Here is a 14,993-nt window from a genome sequence, read left to right on the forward strand (position 1 = left end):
CTCCGGCGGGAGTTTATTTAGCAAAGTGAAAGAGCTTGCGAGCACAGGCTGCTCATGCAACGCCGGTTTTTGGCAGTTCGTCAGGCGCGCGCCTCACCGATCCGGGCAATACCCAGCGTAGATAGAACCTTGGTTTCGATATCGCCTGCAGAAAGTTCGGCGACCCTGTACATGTCTGCGGGGCTGGCCTGATCGATGAAGGTGTCCGGCAGGACCATGCTGCGGAACTTGAGCCCGTGATCAAAGACGCCCTCATCGGACAGGAGTTGGGCGACGTGGCTGCCAAAGCCGCCCACCGCACCTTCTTCAATCGTGATCAGCGCCTCGTGATCGGCGGCCAGTTGCAAAATCAAATCGCGGTCCAACGGCTTGGCAAAGCGCGCGTCGGCGATGGTCGGCGTGATGCCGCGTGCAGCGAGCGCTTCGGCAGCCTTCTCAACTTCGGCCAACCGTGCCCCGAACGACAGGATCGCCACGCGACTGCCTTCTTGGACGATGCGGCCTTTGCCAATCTCAAGCGGCGTGCCGCGTTCGGGCATATCGACGCCGTTTCCCTCGCCGCGCGGAAAGCGGAACGCGATCGGGCCGTCGTCATGCGCGGCAGCGGTTGCCACCATGTGTTTTAACTCTGCTTCATCTGCTGCTGCCATAACGACGAAGCCGGGCAAATTGGCAAGATAGGCAATATCGAACGAGCCCGCATGGGTTGCGCCATCAGCCCCGACGAGACCGGCGCGGTCTATGGCAAAGCGCACAGGCAGCCGTTGTATCGCGACATCATGCACTACCTGATCATAGCCGCGTTGTAGGAAGGTCGAATACATGGCGCAAAAAGGTTTCATACCGCCCGCCGCAAGCGCTGCCGAGAAAGTCACGCCATGTTGTTCAGCGATGCCGACGTCAAAGCAACGGCTTGGGTAGCGCTCTGCAAAGAGGTTAAGGCCGGTACCATCGGGCATGGCGGCGGTTACCGCGCAGATCTTGTCATCCTGCGCGGCTTCTTGCAGCAGGCTATCGGCAAAAACACGGGTGTAGCTGGGTGCATTTGACGGCGCTTTTTTCTGCTCGCCTGTCAGCACATCGAACCGGGCCGTGGCATGGCCGCGGTCGCGGGCGGTTTCTGCAGGCGCATAGCCCTTTCCCTTGCGGGTTTGCACATGAATAAGAATTGGTCCGGTCGCCCGGGCTTTCACCGTGCGCAACACTGGCAAAAGCTGGTCCATATCGTGCCCGTTGATCGGGCCGACGTAGGAAAATCCGAGCTCTTCGAACAGTGTCCCACCGACTGCCATGCCCTTGAGCATCTCTTTGGCGCGTTTGGCGCCTTCTCGGAAGGGCTCTGGCAACAGGCTGACCGCGCCCTTGGCGGCCGCTTTGAAATCCTGAAACGGTGCTTCTGCATAGAGGCGGCTGAGATACGAGGACATTGCGCCCACCGGCGGGGCAATGGACATCTCGTTGTCGTTCAGAATGACGATCAGGCGTTTTTTCAGGTGACCGGCATTGTTGAGAGCCTCATACGCCATGCCGGCAGACATGGACCCGTCGCCGATCACGGCAATCGCGTCACCCAGACCTTCGGGAATCACACCACCCAGATCGCGCGCCACGGCAAAGCCCAGCGCTGCAGAAATTGATGTCGAACTATGGGCCGCGCCAAACGGATCGTAGGCGCTTTCGCTGCGTTTGGTAAATCCGCTCAGGCCATCCCTCATGCGCAGGGTGCGAATACGGTCGCGGCGCTCGGTCAGGATTTTGTGGGGGTAGCATTGATGACCCACGTCCCAAATGATCTTGTCGCGCGGGGTATCAAAGACAGCATGCAGCGCCACGGTCAGTTCCACCACTCCGAGGCCCGCGCCGAGGTGTCCGCCTGTCACGGAAACCGCAGAGATGGTTTCAGCGCGTACCTCGTCGGCCAACTGAGTCAGTTGCGCGTCGTTGAACTGCTTGAGGTCCGCAGGCCGCGTTACCTGATCCAGCAGCGGCGTGTTGGGCGTTTCGGTCATATGGTTACTTTCTCAGTGCGTACGCGTCACCACGAAACGCGCTGTCTCTTTTAGGGCATCAGCCTCTGCCCCGTAAACCGTCAGGCTGTCGCAGGCTTCTGACACCAGATCGTCGGCGCGTTTACGCGCTTCTTCCAACCCGAGAAGCGATACAAAGGTCGCCTTGCCCGCGTCGGCATCTTTGCCGACTGCCTTGCCAACAGTAGCGCTGTCGCCAGTAACGTCCAGAATATCGTCAGCCACCTGAAAGGCGAGGCCGAGGGCACGGGCATAGTGTGCAAGCGGACCGGTATCTGCCTCGGCAAGCAGCGCCCCTGCTGTTGCAGCCCATTCGATCAACGCCCCTGTCTTGCCACGCTGCAGGTCGGTGATCTGGGCGAGCGTCAGCGGTGTATCCGCGGTCTCTGCGGCTATGTCGAGCGCCTGACCCAGTACCATGCCCTGTGCACCGGATGCCCGCGCAAGGCTGAGAGCCAGATCGGCACGCACCTGGGTGCGCGGGCTTGCACCGGGGTTGCACACCAATTCAAAAGCGAGGGTCTGCAGTGCGTCGCCGGCCAGCACCGCCGTCGCCTCGTCCCATTTCACATGCACGGTGGGCTGACCGCGGCGCACATCGTCGTCGTCCATGCAGGGCAGGTCGTCATGTACGAGACTGTACGCATGCAACGCCTCGATTGCGGTGGCGGGCCAGATCGCCTGCGTTGGCGCGATGCCATGGAGTCTGGCGCTTTCGAGCACCAGAAATCCACGCAGCCGTTTGCCGCCATTTGTCGCGTGTGCCATCGCCTGTACGACGGGCAGATCGTCGAACTGCCGTAAAACATGGTCAAAATGGGTCTGTATGGCCGAGGCCGCCGTGCCCAGCCGATCTTTGAACATCGTGCTTTATAGTCCTTCGACGGGCTTTGTGCCTGTGGGAGCACCGTCGCCATCCAATGTGATGGCTGCCACTTTTTCTTCGGCTTCCTTGAGCTTTTGCTCGCAGCGCTTTTTCAGGGCAGCCCCACGTTCGTACAGCGCGATAGAACGGTCAAGCTCTACGTCGCCGCGTTCCAACTGGCCCAGCACCTTTTCCAATTCGGCCATAGCCTGTTCGAAACTCATTTCATCCACGGAGGTGTCGGTCATAGGTTGGGATCCCTGCTAGTGTTCGCGTCCGGACATTAATGGATTGCGCGTCGGGGTGCCAGAGCACGATGGTCGAATGGTGAACCAGCGCGCGGACCAGCCCGCTTTTGGTGGTGCCTCGCGCGCAGCTTGCAAAAGAGTGGGATTCTCAAGCCCTAAGCTCTGCCATCGTGTCGCGCAGGCACTCTTTCAGGCTGTATTTTTCTGACCAGCCCAGTTCGCGCCGGATTTTGGATGAATCACCTGCGATCTGATCCGTCCCGATGGAGTTGACGAAGGTGCGGGTCACAAGCCGTGGTGCGCCAAGCATCTTGTTGTTCAGCCAGTCGGTTATGGGCAGCATCCAATAGGTCGCTTTTGGCAAGATCATCAAGGCTTTGGGGACTTTCGGGTCAATCTCACGCATCGTGCGGATGATGTCGGGAAAGGTGATGTGGTCTTGCGTGCCAACGACAAAGCGCCCGGTTGCCCCCTGCTCGGCAGCAAGGATATGGGCCTGTGCGACATCGCGCACATCGGTCACACCAAAAGTCGTGTCGATGGTGCCCATGCGCATGCAGCCCTTCATGATTCCTTCGATGTAATCGGTTGATTGTGTACCTTTGCCAAAGTTCGGCCCCAGAATGGGACCGGGCAAAATCGTCGCAAGCTTAAGTTTGTGCTCTTCGGCCATGGTCCAGGCAAGCTTTTCTGCTTCCACCTTGGAGCGCATGTAGGGCACCGAAAGATCACTTCGCCAGTCCGTCTCATCGGGCAGTTTGCCGTCGGTCGTCGCATAGGGCAGCGTCACCATAGAGGACGTCTGGACAACATGCCCAACCCCGTTTTTCGCGGCTGCCAGCATAGCCGAGCGCACACCCTGTACACTGTCTTGCACCATGCTGTCGTCTGCATCATCGCTACCTGTGTAATACCGATATGTGGCTGCAACATGAAACAACACATCGACGCCTGAGCAGGCCGCTTCAAACGCATCGGCATCACGAATATCAAGCGATACAATGTCGTGGACACCCAGCTTGTACAGCTTTTTGGTTTTTGCGGGATCTTGGGCGTCGCGGACCGATGCGCGCAGGTTGGTGTATCCGGCATCCATCAGCATTTTTACCAGATTAAACCCAACATGCCCGCTGGCACCGGTCACGAGAACTTTCGAATCGTGCTGCACGTAAATTTCCTTGAACCAATTTGAATTCACACGACCAAATTAAGCGCCGTTTGTCGAACTATAGCCGTATTGCGCGACTTGAGAAGCGTCACGGCATGTCAATCCGGCGGTTCTACCGCTCCCAGACAGGTTTGGGCCCGAAACTCCCTGTAAGAAAGTCTATAAAGACGCGCACTTTTGGCGACAGCACGTTCGACTTCGGATAAATCAGCCAAAGTGCGTTTTCGGCGTTTTCAACATATTCCGGCAAGACCCGTATCAGTCGCCCATCTACCAATTCTTCGTGCACGCTCCATAACGCGTTGATTGAGATACCAGCGCCGGCCATCGTTATCTGCTTTTGATTGATCCCGTCGTCGACGATCAGCCTGCTTCTGGCGCGGCCAGCGTCAAAGACACCGGGCCTCCCATCCTGCGTGATCAGTGAGCGCGCCTGCGGGTCGCGAAAGGCGATCAGCCTGTGGTCGGACAGGTCATCGGGGTTTTCAGGGGTCCCGTTTGCGGCCAGATAGGCAGGTGACGCACAAAGCACACGCGTATCGTTTGCCAGTTTGCGACCCTTAAGGCTCGAATCTTCTAAAGGCGCATTTCGCAGGGCGAGATCATAGCTGCCTTCAATCAGGTCGAATTGAACGTCCGATAGCCTCAAATCAAGTGTGACATCGGGATACAATTCCAGAAACTTAGGCAACAAGGGGGCGATATGTAACTGCGCGAAACTGCTCGGCGCGGCAAAGCGCAGGGTGCCACTGACATGGGCGGTGCCTTTGCCCAAGGCCGCCAGGGCTGCGTCCTCCTGGGCAATGATCTCGCGGGCAAACGGCATCAGTTCAGCGCCTTCGACCGAGAGAGAGACTTTGCGCGTCGTACGGTGAAGCAGATCTGCCCCCACGCTTAGTTCAAGCTTGGCCAGTTTGGCACTGGATACAGCAGGGCCCATACCCAGACGGCGACCCGCGGCGCTGATGTTCCGCAACTCTGCGGCCAGCACAAAAAGGCGCAATCCGTCCGTATCGATTGTCATTATATCGAATTCCCGAATTATCTTTTCAAAAATATCAGATTTATTTGCGCATCGGCAATAGTTACTTGGGTCTCATCGAGGAAACAGACCATTGTGGAGGTTAGGCGGATGGCACGCACGGCGACGGTTAATTACCATGTACACAAGATCGAACAGCAGGCATTCGAACTCGATGCAGGCGGTATCGAGGGCAATCTGATCTCGCCGGAGCTTGTGGCAACGCAGGTGGCGCTGACGGATGTGCGTGACGGGTCAATTCCTCCACGTTTTGCTCGGGATGCCGTCGAATTCGTTGAATTACCTACCGAAGTCAGAGACTTTGCAGCCAATACGTGGCGCGAGACATATGACGCGGAATTGACAGGGCTTTTGACGGAAAGGCTTGGAACGCGAGAGGTCGTCATCTTTGACCACACGGTGCGTGTCGACGACCCGCATGAGACGCGCAAGCCGGCCCGCAATGTCCATAGCGACTATAGCGAGGTGGGTGCGCAAAGGCGGCTGGTTGATCTTCTTGGGCGCGAACGCGCGGCAGAGTGGCGTAAGGGACACTTCGCTTTCATCAATGTCTGGCGCCCGGTGGATGCGCCGATCAACAGCGCACCGCTTGGCTTTGTGCAGCCCGCGAGCGTAGATGACGCTGATTGGGTGCTGCTGGATCTGATTTACCCCGATCGCAAAGGGCAAATCATGGGCCTTGTGGGCAGCGAGCGCCACGTCTGGCTTTACCAGTCAAAGATGACACCGGATGAAGTTGTCTTTTTCAATATCTACGACAATCGCGGATTGCCCTCCATTGCGCATAGTGCGTTGGATATGGTCGAAGACCCTACCGTGACGACGATGCGCAAAAGCATCGAGAGCCGGGCGCTTGTGCGCTACTGACAGGAGACCGCTCATGCTGGACAGAGCAAGAAATACCAAGACCTTTGCGCCCATAAATACTGCTTTCAACCGCACCTTCAGGCCTGATCGCCTCAGCCTCGGGCTGGTGCTGCCGCTGGAGACTTATGCGATCGGTTCAGCCCCAAGCATGGAGGGCCATATCAGGGCGGCACAGATGGCTGATGCGTTGGGCTTTGCCGCGCTGTGGTTGCGCGATGTGCCATTTGACGTGCCGAGTTTCGGTGACGTGGGCCAAGTGTATGACCCTTTCGTTTATCTTGGGGCGCTGGCGAGCGTGACACAAAAAATATCCCTTGGTACAGCCAGCATTATCCTGCCATTGCGGCACCCCGCGCATGTTGCCAAAGCGGCGGCCAGCGCCGACGTGATGTCCGGCGGGCGCCTGCTGCTGGGTGTTGCATCGGGTGACCGGCCTGAAGAATATCCGGCGATGGCTCAGAGTTATTCTGATCGCGGGGCGCGGTTTCGTGACAGCGTCAGCTACATACGCCACATGAGCAGCCCGTACCCGCATCACACCAACAGTTTTGGAACACTGGGCGGAGGGGTGGATTTGCTGCCAAAGCCGACCGGTCCGCGCCTGCCTCTGTTGATCACAGGTGGCAGCCAGCAAACACCCGAGTGGGTGGCGCAAAACGGTGATGGGTGGATGACCTATCCGCGCGATGCCGCGTCACAACGCCGGGTGATTGATGCCTATCGCACGCGGATCAAATCGGCGGGATTGCCGGACAAGCCTGTGATGCAGTCTCTATACATTGATCTTCTTGACGACCCCGAGGCGCCGCCACGACCGCTTCACCTTGGTTTTCAATCCGGCACTACATTTTTGCGCAACTATTTGCGCGAGATCGAATCCCTCGGCGTAAACCACGTCGCTCTCAACCTGCGCTTCAACAGCAAGCCGATCGACCAAACCCTCGAACGACTGGCAAGCCAATTGCTTTGCGATTTTGCATGAAAGGACTGAACCGATGACAAAAACGATCCTGATTACGGGTGCAACCGATGGCATTGGGCAACTGACCGCCAAAAAGCTGGCAGCCGCTGGTCACTGTGTCTTGCTGCATGGTCGCAGTCCCGAAAAGCTCGAGGCGACAGCCCGCGATATCGGCGGGACTACGGAAACCTACATCGCTGATCTGTCCGATATCTCTGCGGTCAAGGCTCTGGCGGCAGAGATTCTGTCAAAACATGACCGGCTGGATGTGCTGATCAATAACGCAGGCGTTCTGAAAGCGCCGCATCCTGTTTTGGATAACGGGCTGGACATTCGCTTTGTGGTCAACACGTTCGCACCCTACTTGCTGACCGAATTGCTTTTGCCCATCATTCCCGCGGCAGGCCGGGTGGTGAACCTTTCTTCTGCCGCACAGGCCCGCGTCAACATTGACGCTATGGCAGGTAATGACCGTCTGGCAGACATGGACGCCTATGCGCAAAGCAAACTGGCGATCACGATCTGGACGCAGGAAATGGCAGGGCGCCTGCCGGATGGCCCGGTTGTCGTCTCGGTCAATCCCGGGTCGCTACTGGCATCGAAAATGGTCAAAGAAGGCTTTGGCATCGCGGGCAGCGACCTCAATCAGGGCGCTGATATTTTGATTGATGCCGCGCTTGGCGATCGTTTCGCGGCACGATCGGGTGCCTATTTCGACAATGACAGTGGGGCTTTTGCCGAACCCCATGCCGCCGCGCAGGAAGCCGGACATGTCGCAGCAGTTATGGCAGGGATCAACGACTTCATCCGTGATCATGGCTGACGCCGTCGGTCACACGCTTACGATCAAACAGGTCTCGAATCTAAGTCGGCACCGCCTCGTGAATGGCGGTGTCGCGCGTTCTATTCGGGGGCCAGCATGTACCCCGCGCCCCGCACCGTCTGAAGGTATCGTGGCTGCTTGGGGTCGCTTTCGATCTTTCGGCGCAACCGGGTAATCTGAACGTCTACCGCGCGTTCCTGCGCCTGACCTCGATCGCGCCCCAACTCTTCGACAAGCTTGGCGCGACTGATGGGTTCGTTGCAGGTCGCGGAGAAGATTTTCATCAGTTGCATCTCGGTGGCAGTCAGACGTACGAGTTCTTCGCCCTGCCACATTTCGCCCCGTTCCGTGTCATAGCGGATCGGACCGAGTGAAAGAACTTTTGGTGCCGCTTCGTCGGCTGGCGCTTCTGGCATACGCCGCAGAATGGCATTGATGCGTAGCAGCAGCTCTTTTGGCTCGAATGGTTTGGGCAGATAGTCATCCGCTCCGGCTTCAAGTCCTTCGATGCGGTTATCGGTTTCCCCTTTGGCCGTCAGCAACAGGATCGGCACCGCATTGTCTTCGCGCAACGAGCGGCAAAAGCTGATCCCGTCCTCTCCGGGCATCATCACGTCCAGCACGATCAGGTCAAAATCGAGGCCGCTGAGAATGCGCCTCGCATGTGCTGCATCCCTTGCCGAGGTGACCAGAAAGCCGTTCCGCATCAGAAACTTCTGCAAAAGCGTCCGGATACGCTCATCGTCGTCAACGATCAGCAGGTGTGCGTCGAAATCAGTCATGACGCGGCATCTCTCAGACGCGTGTAGGCATAACGCATTTCCCTGTCCATCATCGCCTCAAGTACGGTTCGAAACCCGGCGACGGCTTCCGGACCTGCGTCGCGAAATGCCATGCGCATTCGGGCGCGTTGAGCATCGGACAGTTGTTGTTCCAAAGACTTTCCCTTCTCGGTCAGAAACAAATGGCGTTCCCGCTTGTCGGCTTTTCCGACCCTGCTTTCCACAAGACCATCGTCAATCAGTGTGCGCAAGACACGGTTCAGCGATTGCTTTGTGACACCGAGAATGGAGAGAAGATTGTTCACGGTCGTTCCCGGCGCGCGATTGATAAAATGCACCGCCCGGTGATGCGCACGACCATAGGCCATGTCTGAAAGGATGCGATCAGGGTCGGCGGTAAAGCCACGATAGGCAAAAAACATCGCCTCGATCGCCTGTCGGAGTTGCTCATCGGTCAGAAACAGCAGCGTTTCGCCTCTGTGTGCGGAATTGCTACGCCCGTCTTCCATGCCCCTGGGCCTCTCGCCTTTTGTTACAATTCCGGTCAGCATATGTCAGTGTTGTTGACATTCCAAGAGTGAACAGATATCGAATCGCAGGTTTTGCGCAACTTTATGTCCGAAGCGGCCATATTTCGCGCAATTTTTGAAAAGATGCTACCGCAAGCAAGGGAAGGAAATACCATGGCAGGCGCTTATGATGATCGGGACGGATTGATCTGGATGGACGGCCAGATGGTCGATTGGCGCGCGGCAAATGTGCATGTTCTGACCCACGCCATGCACTACGCGTCTTCGGTGTTTGAAGGAGAACGCGCGTACAACGGCAAGATTTTCAAGAGCCGCCAGCACTCCGAACGGTTGCACTTTTCTGCCGGAGAACTCGATTTTCAAATCCCTTACACGGTCGATGAGATCGAGGCGGCAAAACAAGAAGTCCTGACAGTCAACGGTCTTTCGGATGCTTATGTCCGTGCGGTGGCATGGCGCGGCGCAGGCGAAGACATGGGTGTCGCGTCGGCGCGCAACCCAGTACATCTGGCAATCGCTGCGTGGGAATGGGGCAGCTATTATGGTGATGCCAAGTTCAAGGGCGCAAAACTCGATATTGCCAAGTGGAAGCGTCCCAGCCCCGAAACGATACCGGTACATGCGAAGGCCGCAGGTCTTTACATGATTTGCACGACGTCAAAGCACGCCGCAGAAGCCAAAGGATGTTCCGACGCCTTGTTCATGGATTATCGCGGCTATGTGGCCGAAGCGACGGGTGCCAATATCTTCTTTGTCAAAGATGGCGAAGTGCACACACCTGACCCCGACTGTTTCCTAAATGGCCTGACCCGCCAGACCGTCATCGGCATGTTGCAGGATCGGCAGATCAAGGTGCACGAACGGCACATCATGCCCGAAGAGCTTGAAGGATTTGAACAGTGCTGGCTGACCGGCACAGCCGCCGAAGTTACCCCTGTGGGTCAGATTGGCACGTTCAATTTCGAGGTCGGCAGCCTCACGCGCGATATCGCCGAAGGCTATGAAAAGCTGGTACGCAGCTAAATCGTTGGTGCGGTAACTGCGCTGAAGTCGCGGCCGGTCTGGACATCCAGGCCGGCCCTTTTCATTTCGGCAATGGCTGTCTCGCTTGCTGCATCCGGACCTGGGCCCGGCTCGCGCAGCACCACCATGACGATGCGACCGGGATGACGGCGAAAGGCATTAAGATAAACGTGGGCATCTTCCTGCCCTGTATCGCCGATCAGCACAAATGGCAGATCAGGATTTGCCGCTAGGATCGTGTCGATGGCGGCGCCTTTGTGCCCGCCGTGGGTTCCGGTGATGAACTGTGTCTCTGACAGGCCGAGATCGCGCAGGAACATCGGCGCGCGAAGCACACCATGACGGTCAAATACGGCGCGTAGAAAGTCAAAAATGTTCCAAGGGGACGAGCTGACGAAGAAAACCGGGTTGCGCCCGTCGTGCAATCGATCAAGCAGCGCTTTGGCATCCGGGAAAATGTGCCGCGTCAGTGCGTTTCCGGTCATCGATGTCCACAGATTCTTGAGAAGAGTGTAGGCTCCGGTCTCCAGCACGGTATCGTCGATATCCGACACAACTCCGAAACGCGCGTCCGGTGCAGGCACCTGCGCGCAAAGCGTGGCGCAGACGTCTGGTGACCCGTCGAGGACGACATCTGTCTCAAACCAGCCGGATTGGTCCACGCGTGGCAATACCAAGGAGAAATATCCTTCCTCGTCGGTCTGCGCCACCTGTTCGCCCGCGCGTACGGTGACATCTGCCACTTCATCGGTGGCAAAAAGGCGGAGCATGGCAAGGAAGTTCGTCCACTTGCTATCGTTTTCATCCGGATTGCGGCGGACAACCGCGCTTAGCACACGGCCGCGCAAAACAATGGTTTCAGGTGTTGCGTAACCGAGGTAGCCCGCGATGACCGGATCCTTGGGCGCGCGGGTTTTGACGCGGTCAATCAACCGCTCAAGCGGATGCAATACCCGCGCCAGCGTGCGTTTCAACGTCAGTTTGAAAGAGCCTGCTTGTGCCATAAGGCCCTAACACCCAATCAATGCGGTGCGTTCCGACTAGATGCGAAGACCTCAGTAATCCACGCCGCGTTGCGCTTTGATCCCCGCGTGAAACGGGTGCTTCACTTCTGTCATTTCTGTCACGAGATCGGCATATTCTATCAATTCGGGTTTGGCGTCGCGACCGGTAAGGATCACACTCGTACGTGCATCGCGTTTGGCCAAACCGTCGATCACCGCCTGAATGTCGAGATATTCGTACCGCAGGGCGATATTGATCTCGTCCAGCACGACGAGGTCGAAATCGCCCGATTCCATCATGGCCGCCGCTTGCGCAAAAGCAGTCACAGCAGCGGTAATGTCGCGTTCCTTGTCCTGAGTGTCCCATGTGAAACCTTCGCCCATCGTGTACCAGGTCACCTCTCCGAGGTTTTCAAAGAACCGCTTTTCGCCAGTGACCCAATTGCCTTTGATGAATTGGACAACTCCGACCTTCTGGCCCCATCCGAGTGCACGCACGATGACCCCGAAGGCGCTGGAGGACTTGCCCTTTCCTTTTCCGGTATGCACCAGCACGAGACCTTTTTCCGGGTCCTTGGCCTCCTTCTGGCGCTGACGTTTCTTGGCCTGAAGGGTTTGCATCTCTGCCTTGTGTTTTTCGGCGTCGCTCATGGTGTTGATCCCTGTTTCATGTTGTGCCGGAAGGCGGCACGTTGGGTTTTGTCTTGCTGCGGTCAAGGCCAAGCTGACGTTCTCGCCAGATGATAATCACGCCGCCTGCGATCACAAGGGTGGCCCCCAGAACAATTGGGCCGGTGGGTACTTCGCCAAAGGCAACATAGCCGATGATCCCGGCAAATATCATCGAGGCGTAGTCGAAAGGTGCAAGCATTGCCGCGCCGCCGAACCGGTAAGACGATGTCACAAGGATTTGTGCGACGCCGCCGATCAGACCCGCGCCAATGAGTGTCCAGATGACCCATGCAGCGGGCGTAGTCCATACCAGCGCCGGCAGGCCTGTCGCCCAGCCCAAGGGCAGGGTGATAAGGCTGAGACAGCTTGCGGTGACAGAAAAGTAAAACACGATTGCAGCGGTTGTGTCAGTTTGAACCAGTCGCCGGACGTGGATTTGCACAAGCGCGCGCAGCACAGAAGCGATCAGAACCATGATCGCGCCGAAAAACGCCGCGCGCGACAGTTCATCGGCGTTCACGCTCAGCCGTGGTGCGATCACGATCATGACACCGACAAGCCCCAGCGCGACCGCAGACAGGCGGAAAATGCGCACACGCTCGCCAAGAAAGAGCGCGGCAAACAAAACGGCAAACATGGGCGTGGCATAGCCGATTGCGGTGACTTCCGGCAGCGGCAACAGGCCAAGGCCTGCAAAAGTCAGGCCCATGGCTGAAGTGCCGAAAAAGCCGCGCCAGACGTGACCCATGAGGTTGGATGGTATCAGTCCTTCGCGCAGTTGCCCGCGCTGCCACAGCCAGATCATGATCACTGGCAAAGCAAAAAAGGACCGAAAGAACACCGCCTGCCCGGGCGGAACATGATCAGAGATCACCTTGATCAGGGCTGCCATAACCATGAACAGGAACACGGCTGCCAGTTTCAACGATATGGCCAAGCCGGGGCGGTGCTGTGTGAGGTTCTGCGCCATGCCGCGTCCTTGCGCTCTTACGGCACAAAGATCAAGCAGGCTCCATTGTGGCGCGTGTGGTTCCTAACTATGCTGCGCCGTGGGTAGAGCAGGGGTCCGCAGTGGCACGTCCAAGAGAGTTTGATGAAGCACAAGTAATCCGCCGTGCGGCGGATGTGTTTTGGGAGAAAGGCTATCAGGATGCGTCGCTGCCGGATTTGCTTAGCGGCATGGGGTTGACGCGGGGCAGCCTCTACAAGGCCTTTCATGATAAAAAGTCGCTCTATCTGCGGGTTCTGGACCTTTACGAGGTGTCCGTGGTCGAGCCTCTGGTGGCGCGTCTGACCGACCCTTATGTGGCAGATGGGCGTTTGCGTATCATCGGTTTATTCAAATCGGTCGTGCAGCAGGTTGATGCAGGCGACAGGCGCGGATGCATGTTGTGTACGGCGTCGTCTGGCGTTGAAATGTCTGACCCGCAGATTGCAGCGGCAGTTCAGACAGGTTTGCGGCGTTTGCGTGACGGGATTGATCACGCGCTGGCGGCTTCAACGCTGCACGCTGGACTGAGTGCGCCCAAGCGGCAGGTTCTCGCAAACCTGCTGCTGACCCAATATGTTGGCCTGCAGGTGCTCGCCAGATCCTGTCTGCCCTTGGGAATTGTCGAGCAAAGCGTGCAGGGCATTGACGCGCTGCTACGCGCTCAGGATGGCTGATCAGCCGATATGCCCCTGATTTCCACCGATCTGGCCGCGGTGGAGCAGCAGGTGATCGAGGATCACACAGGCCATCATCGCCTCGCCAACCGGCACGGCGCGGATGCCGACGCAGGGGTCATGCCGGCCTTTGGTGATGATCTCTGTGTCTTCACCTGTCTTGGTGATGGTCTTGCGGGTCGTCAGGATAGACGACGTTGGTTTGACCGCAAAGCGCACCACGATGTCCTGACCGGTGCTGATGCCGCCCAGAATGCCGCCTGCGTGGTTTGAAGAGAATACCGGGCCATCAGGGCCCATACTGATCTCGTCTGCATTCAGTTCGCCGGTCAGCATCGCTGCCGACATTCCTTCGCCAATTTCGACACCCTTGACCGCATTGATGCTCATCATCGCGGCGGCCAGATCTGTGTCGAGTTTGCCGTAGATCGGCGCGCCAAGGCCTGCAGGGACACCGCGGGCCACAACTTCGATAACAGCGCCAACCGAGGAGCCGGACTTGCGCAGCCCGTCCAGATAATCGGCCCAAGAACGGGCCGCTTCCGCGTCAGGGGTCCAGAACGGGTTTTGATCGATCTGGTCCCAGTCGAACCGGTCGCGATCTATTTCATGAGCACCCATGCGCGTCATGTAACCTTTGATCTGCACACCTGGCGCGAGTGCTGCGATCGCCGCGCGTGCCAAGCCACCCGCCGCGACACGTGCTGCCGTCTCGCGTGCAGAGGAGCGACCGCCACCGCGATAATCACGGATACCGTACTTTTGGTAGTAGGTTATGTCTGCGTGGCCGGGGCGGAACTTGTTTTTGATGTCCCCGTAGTCTTTCGAACGTTGATCGGTGTTTTCGATCATCAGCTGCACCGGCGTTCCGGTGGTGACGCCCTCAAAGGTGCCGGAGAGGATTTTAACCTCGTCCGCTTCGCGACGCTGGGTGGTGTACTTGTTCTGACCGGGTTTGCGCTTGTCGAGCCATTGCTGGATCGCCGCCGGGTCAATCGGCACGCCGGGTGGGCAACCGTCGACAGTCGCACCCAGTGCGGGTCCGTGGCTCTCTCCCCAAGTGGTGACCCGGAACAGGTGACCGAAACTGTTGATCGACATCTTGCAATCTCCCTTGTCGCATCGGTGCTTAACGGGGCCAGCGCCGCGCCTCAAGTGCTTATCGCTTGCCTTTCGTCAGAGCGACCACTACGTCTGAGCGTACCTCGGGGGGCCGCAAGGCTGAGATGTGCATCCTGCACGGACCCGTAGAACCTGAACCGGTTAGAACCGGCGGAGGGAAGGTGAGCATCTCATCCTCTTTCGCCGTTCGACGC

16 protein-coding genes and 1 riboswitch are annotated in these 14,993 nt (G+C 57.9%); of the genes, 5 read left to right on the forward strand and 11 right to left on the reverse strand.

Annotation, left to right across the window (positions count from 1 at the left end; all coding sequences use genetic code 11):
- Positions 1-80: 80 nt before the first annotated feature.
- From dxs to AC2D8V_RS00855, 5 genes are all read right to left on the reverse strand, one after another.
- Positions 81-2,009, reverse strand: coding sequence for a 1-deoxy-D-xylulose-5-phosphate synthase (gene dxs / locus AC2D8V_RS00835; RefSeq protein WP_484731616.1), 1,929 nt, complete (start codon positions 2,007-2,009; stop codon positions 81-83).
- 12 nt (positions 2,010-2,021) lie between these two features.
- A complete protein-coding gene (locus AC2D8V_RS00840; protein WP_484731617.1) occupies positions 2,022-2,891 on the reverse strand; it encodes a polyprenyl synthetase family protein in 870 nt (289 codons plus the stop codon).
- 6 nt (positions 2,892-2,897) lie between these two features.
- Positions 2,898-3,140 (reverse strand): exodeoxyribonuclease VII small subunit, encoded by a 243-nt coding sequence (locus tag AC2D8V_RS00845; RefSeq protein WP_484731618.1) that lies wholly within the window; start codon positions 3,138-3,140, stop codon positions 2,898-2,900.
- Positions 3,141-3,288: 148 nt separating this feature from the next.
- Complete coding sequence (locus AC2D8V_RS00850) at positions 3,289-4,308, reverse strand: NAD-dependent epimerase/dehydratase family protein (protein WP_484731619.1); 1,020 nt, start codon at positions 4,306-4,308, stop codon at positions 3,289-3,291.
- Between the two features lie 112 nt (positions 4,309-4,420).
- Positions 4,421-5,326 carry a LysR family transcriptional regulator gene (locus AC2D8V_RS00855; protein ID WP_484732637.1) on the reverse strand — a complete coding sequence of 302 codons (906 nt, stop codon included), beginning with the start codon at positions 5,324-5,326 and terminating at the stop codon, positions 4,421-4,423.
- 114 nt (positions 5,327-5,440) lie between these two features.
- On the opposite strand from AC2D8V_RS00855, the gene AC2D8V_RS00860 reads away from it, so the two are divergent.
- Genes AC2D8V_RS00860 through AC2D8V_RS00870 form a run of 3 tightly spaced genes read left to right on the forward strand, consistent with a single transcriptional unit; the run spans position 5,441 to position 8,001 of the window.
- On the forward strand, positions 5,441-6,217 hold the full coding sequence (locus tag AC2D8V_RS00860) for a CmcJ/NvfI family oxidoreductase (RefSeq protein ID WP_484731621.1): 777 nt from the start codon (positions 5,441-5,443) through the stop codon (positions 6,215-6,217).
- A gap of 13 nt (positions 6,218-6,230) precedes the next feature.
- Entirely contained in the window at positions 6,231-7,199 is a 969-nt protein-coding gene (locus tag AC2D8V_RS00865; protein ID WP_484731622.1) for an LLM class oxidoreductase, read from the forward strand.
- 13 nt (positions 7,200-7,212) lie between these two features.
- Positions 7,213-8,001: an SDR family NAD(P)-dependent oxidoreductase gene (locus AC2D8V_RS00870; RefSeq protein ID WP_484731623.1), complete on the forward strand. Its 789-nt coding sequence runs from the start codon at positions 7,213-7,215 to the stop codon at positions 7,999-8,001.
- Positions 8,002-8,081: 80 nt separating this feature from the next.
- On the opposite strand, the gene AC2D8V_RS00875 is transcribed toward AC2D8V_RS00870, so the two are convergent.
- Positions 8,082-8,783, reverse strand: coding sequence for a response regulator (locus AC2D8V_RS00875; protein WP_484731624.1), 702 nt, complete (start codon positions 8,781-8,783; stop codon positions 8,082-8,084).
- On the reverse strand, positions 8,780-9,292 hold the full coding sequence (locus AC2D8V_RS00880) for a MarR family winged helix-turn-helix transcriptional regulator (RefSeq protein WP_484731625.1): 513 nt from the start codon (positions 9,290-9,292) through the stop codon (positions 8,780-8,782). Before AC2D8V_RS00880 ends, AC2D8V_RS00875 begins: the two co-directional genes overlap by 4 nt.
- A gap of 174 nt (positions 9,293-9,466) precedes the next feature.
- Between AC2D8V_RS00880 and AC2D8V_RS00885 the strand changes: the two genes are divergently transcribed.
- Entirely contained in the window at positions 9,467-10,336 is an 870-nt protein-coding gene (locus AC2D8V_RS00885) for a branched-chain amino acid aminotransferase (RefSeq protein WP_484731626.1), read from the forward strand.
- Here AC2D8V_RS00885 and AC2D8V_RS00890 read toward each other — a convergent pair.
- The 3 genes from AC2D8V_RS00890 to AC2D8V_RS00900 are packed head-to-tail and all read right to left on the reverse strand — an operon-like array spanning position 10,333 to position 12,982.
- Positions 10,333-11,340 carry a phosphatase domain-containing protein gene (locus AC2D8V_RS00890; RefSeq protein WP_484731627.1) on the reverse strand — a complete coding sequence of 336 codons (1,008 nt, stop codon included), beginning with the start codon at positions 11,338-11,340 and terminating at the stop codon, positions 10,333-10,335. The two genes, AC2D8V_RS00885 and AC2D8V_RS00890, sit on opposite strands and share 4 nt — an antisense overlap.
- 51 nt (positions 11,341-11,391) lie before the next feature.
- Positions 11,392-11,991 (reverse strand): cob(I)yrinic acid a,c-diamide adenosyltransferase, encoded by a 600-nt coding sequence (gene cobO, locus AC2D8V_RS00895; protein WP_484731628.1) that lies wholly within the window; start codon positions 11,989-11,991, stop codon positions 11,392-11,394.
- A gap of 16 nt (positions 11,992-12,007) precedes the next feature.
- Positions 12,008-12,982: a DMT family transporter gene (locus AC2D8V_RS00900; RefSeq protein ID WP_484731629.1), complete on the reverse strand. Its 975-nt coding sequence runs from the start codon at positions 12,980-12,982 to the stop codon at positions 12,008-12,010.
- A 101-nt stretch (positions 12,983-13,083) separates the two neighbouring features.
- Between AC2D8V_RS00900 and AC2D8V_RS00905 the strand changes: the two genes are divergently transcribed.
- Positions 13,084-13,677 carry a TetR/AcrR family transcriptional regulator gene (locus AC2D8V_RS00905; RefSeq protein WP_484731630.1) on the forward strand — a complete coding sequence of 198 codons (594 nt, stop codon included), beginning with the start codon at positions 13,084-13,086 and terminating at the stop codon, positions 13,675-13,677.
- Here the strand turns inward: AC2D8V_RS00905 and aroC are convergent, their stop codons facing one another.
- Positions 13,678-14,778, reverse strand: coding sequence for a chorismate synthase (gene aroC, locus AC2D8V_RS00910; protein ID WP_484731631.1), 1,101 nt, complete (start codon positions 14,776-14,778; stop codon positions 13,678-13,680). It lies immediately after the preceding gene.
- 95 nt (positions 14,779-14,873) lie between these two features.
- Positions 14,874-14,975, forward strand: a riboswitch (TPP riboswitch).
- Positions 14,976-14,993 lie beyond the last annotated feature (18 nt).

This window comes from Roseobacter sp. YIN89 (assembly GCF_057219365.1).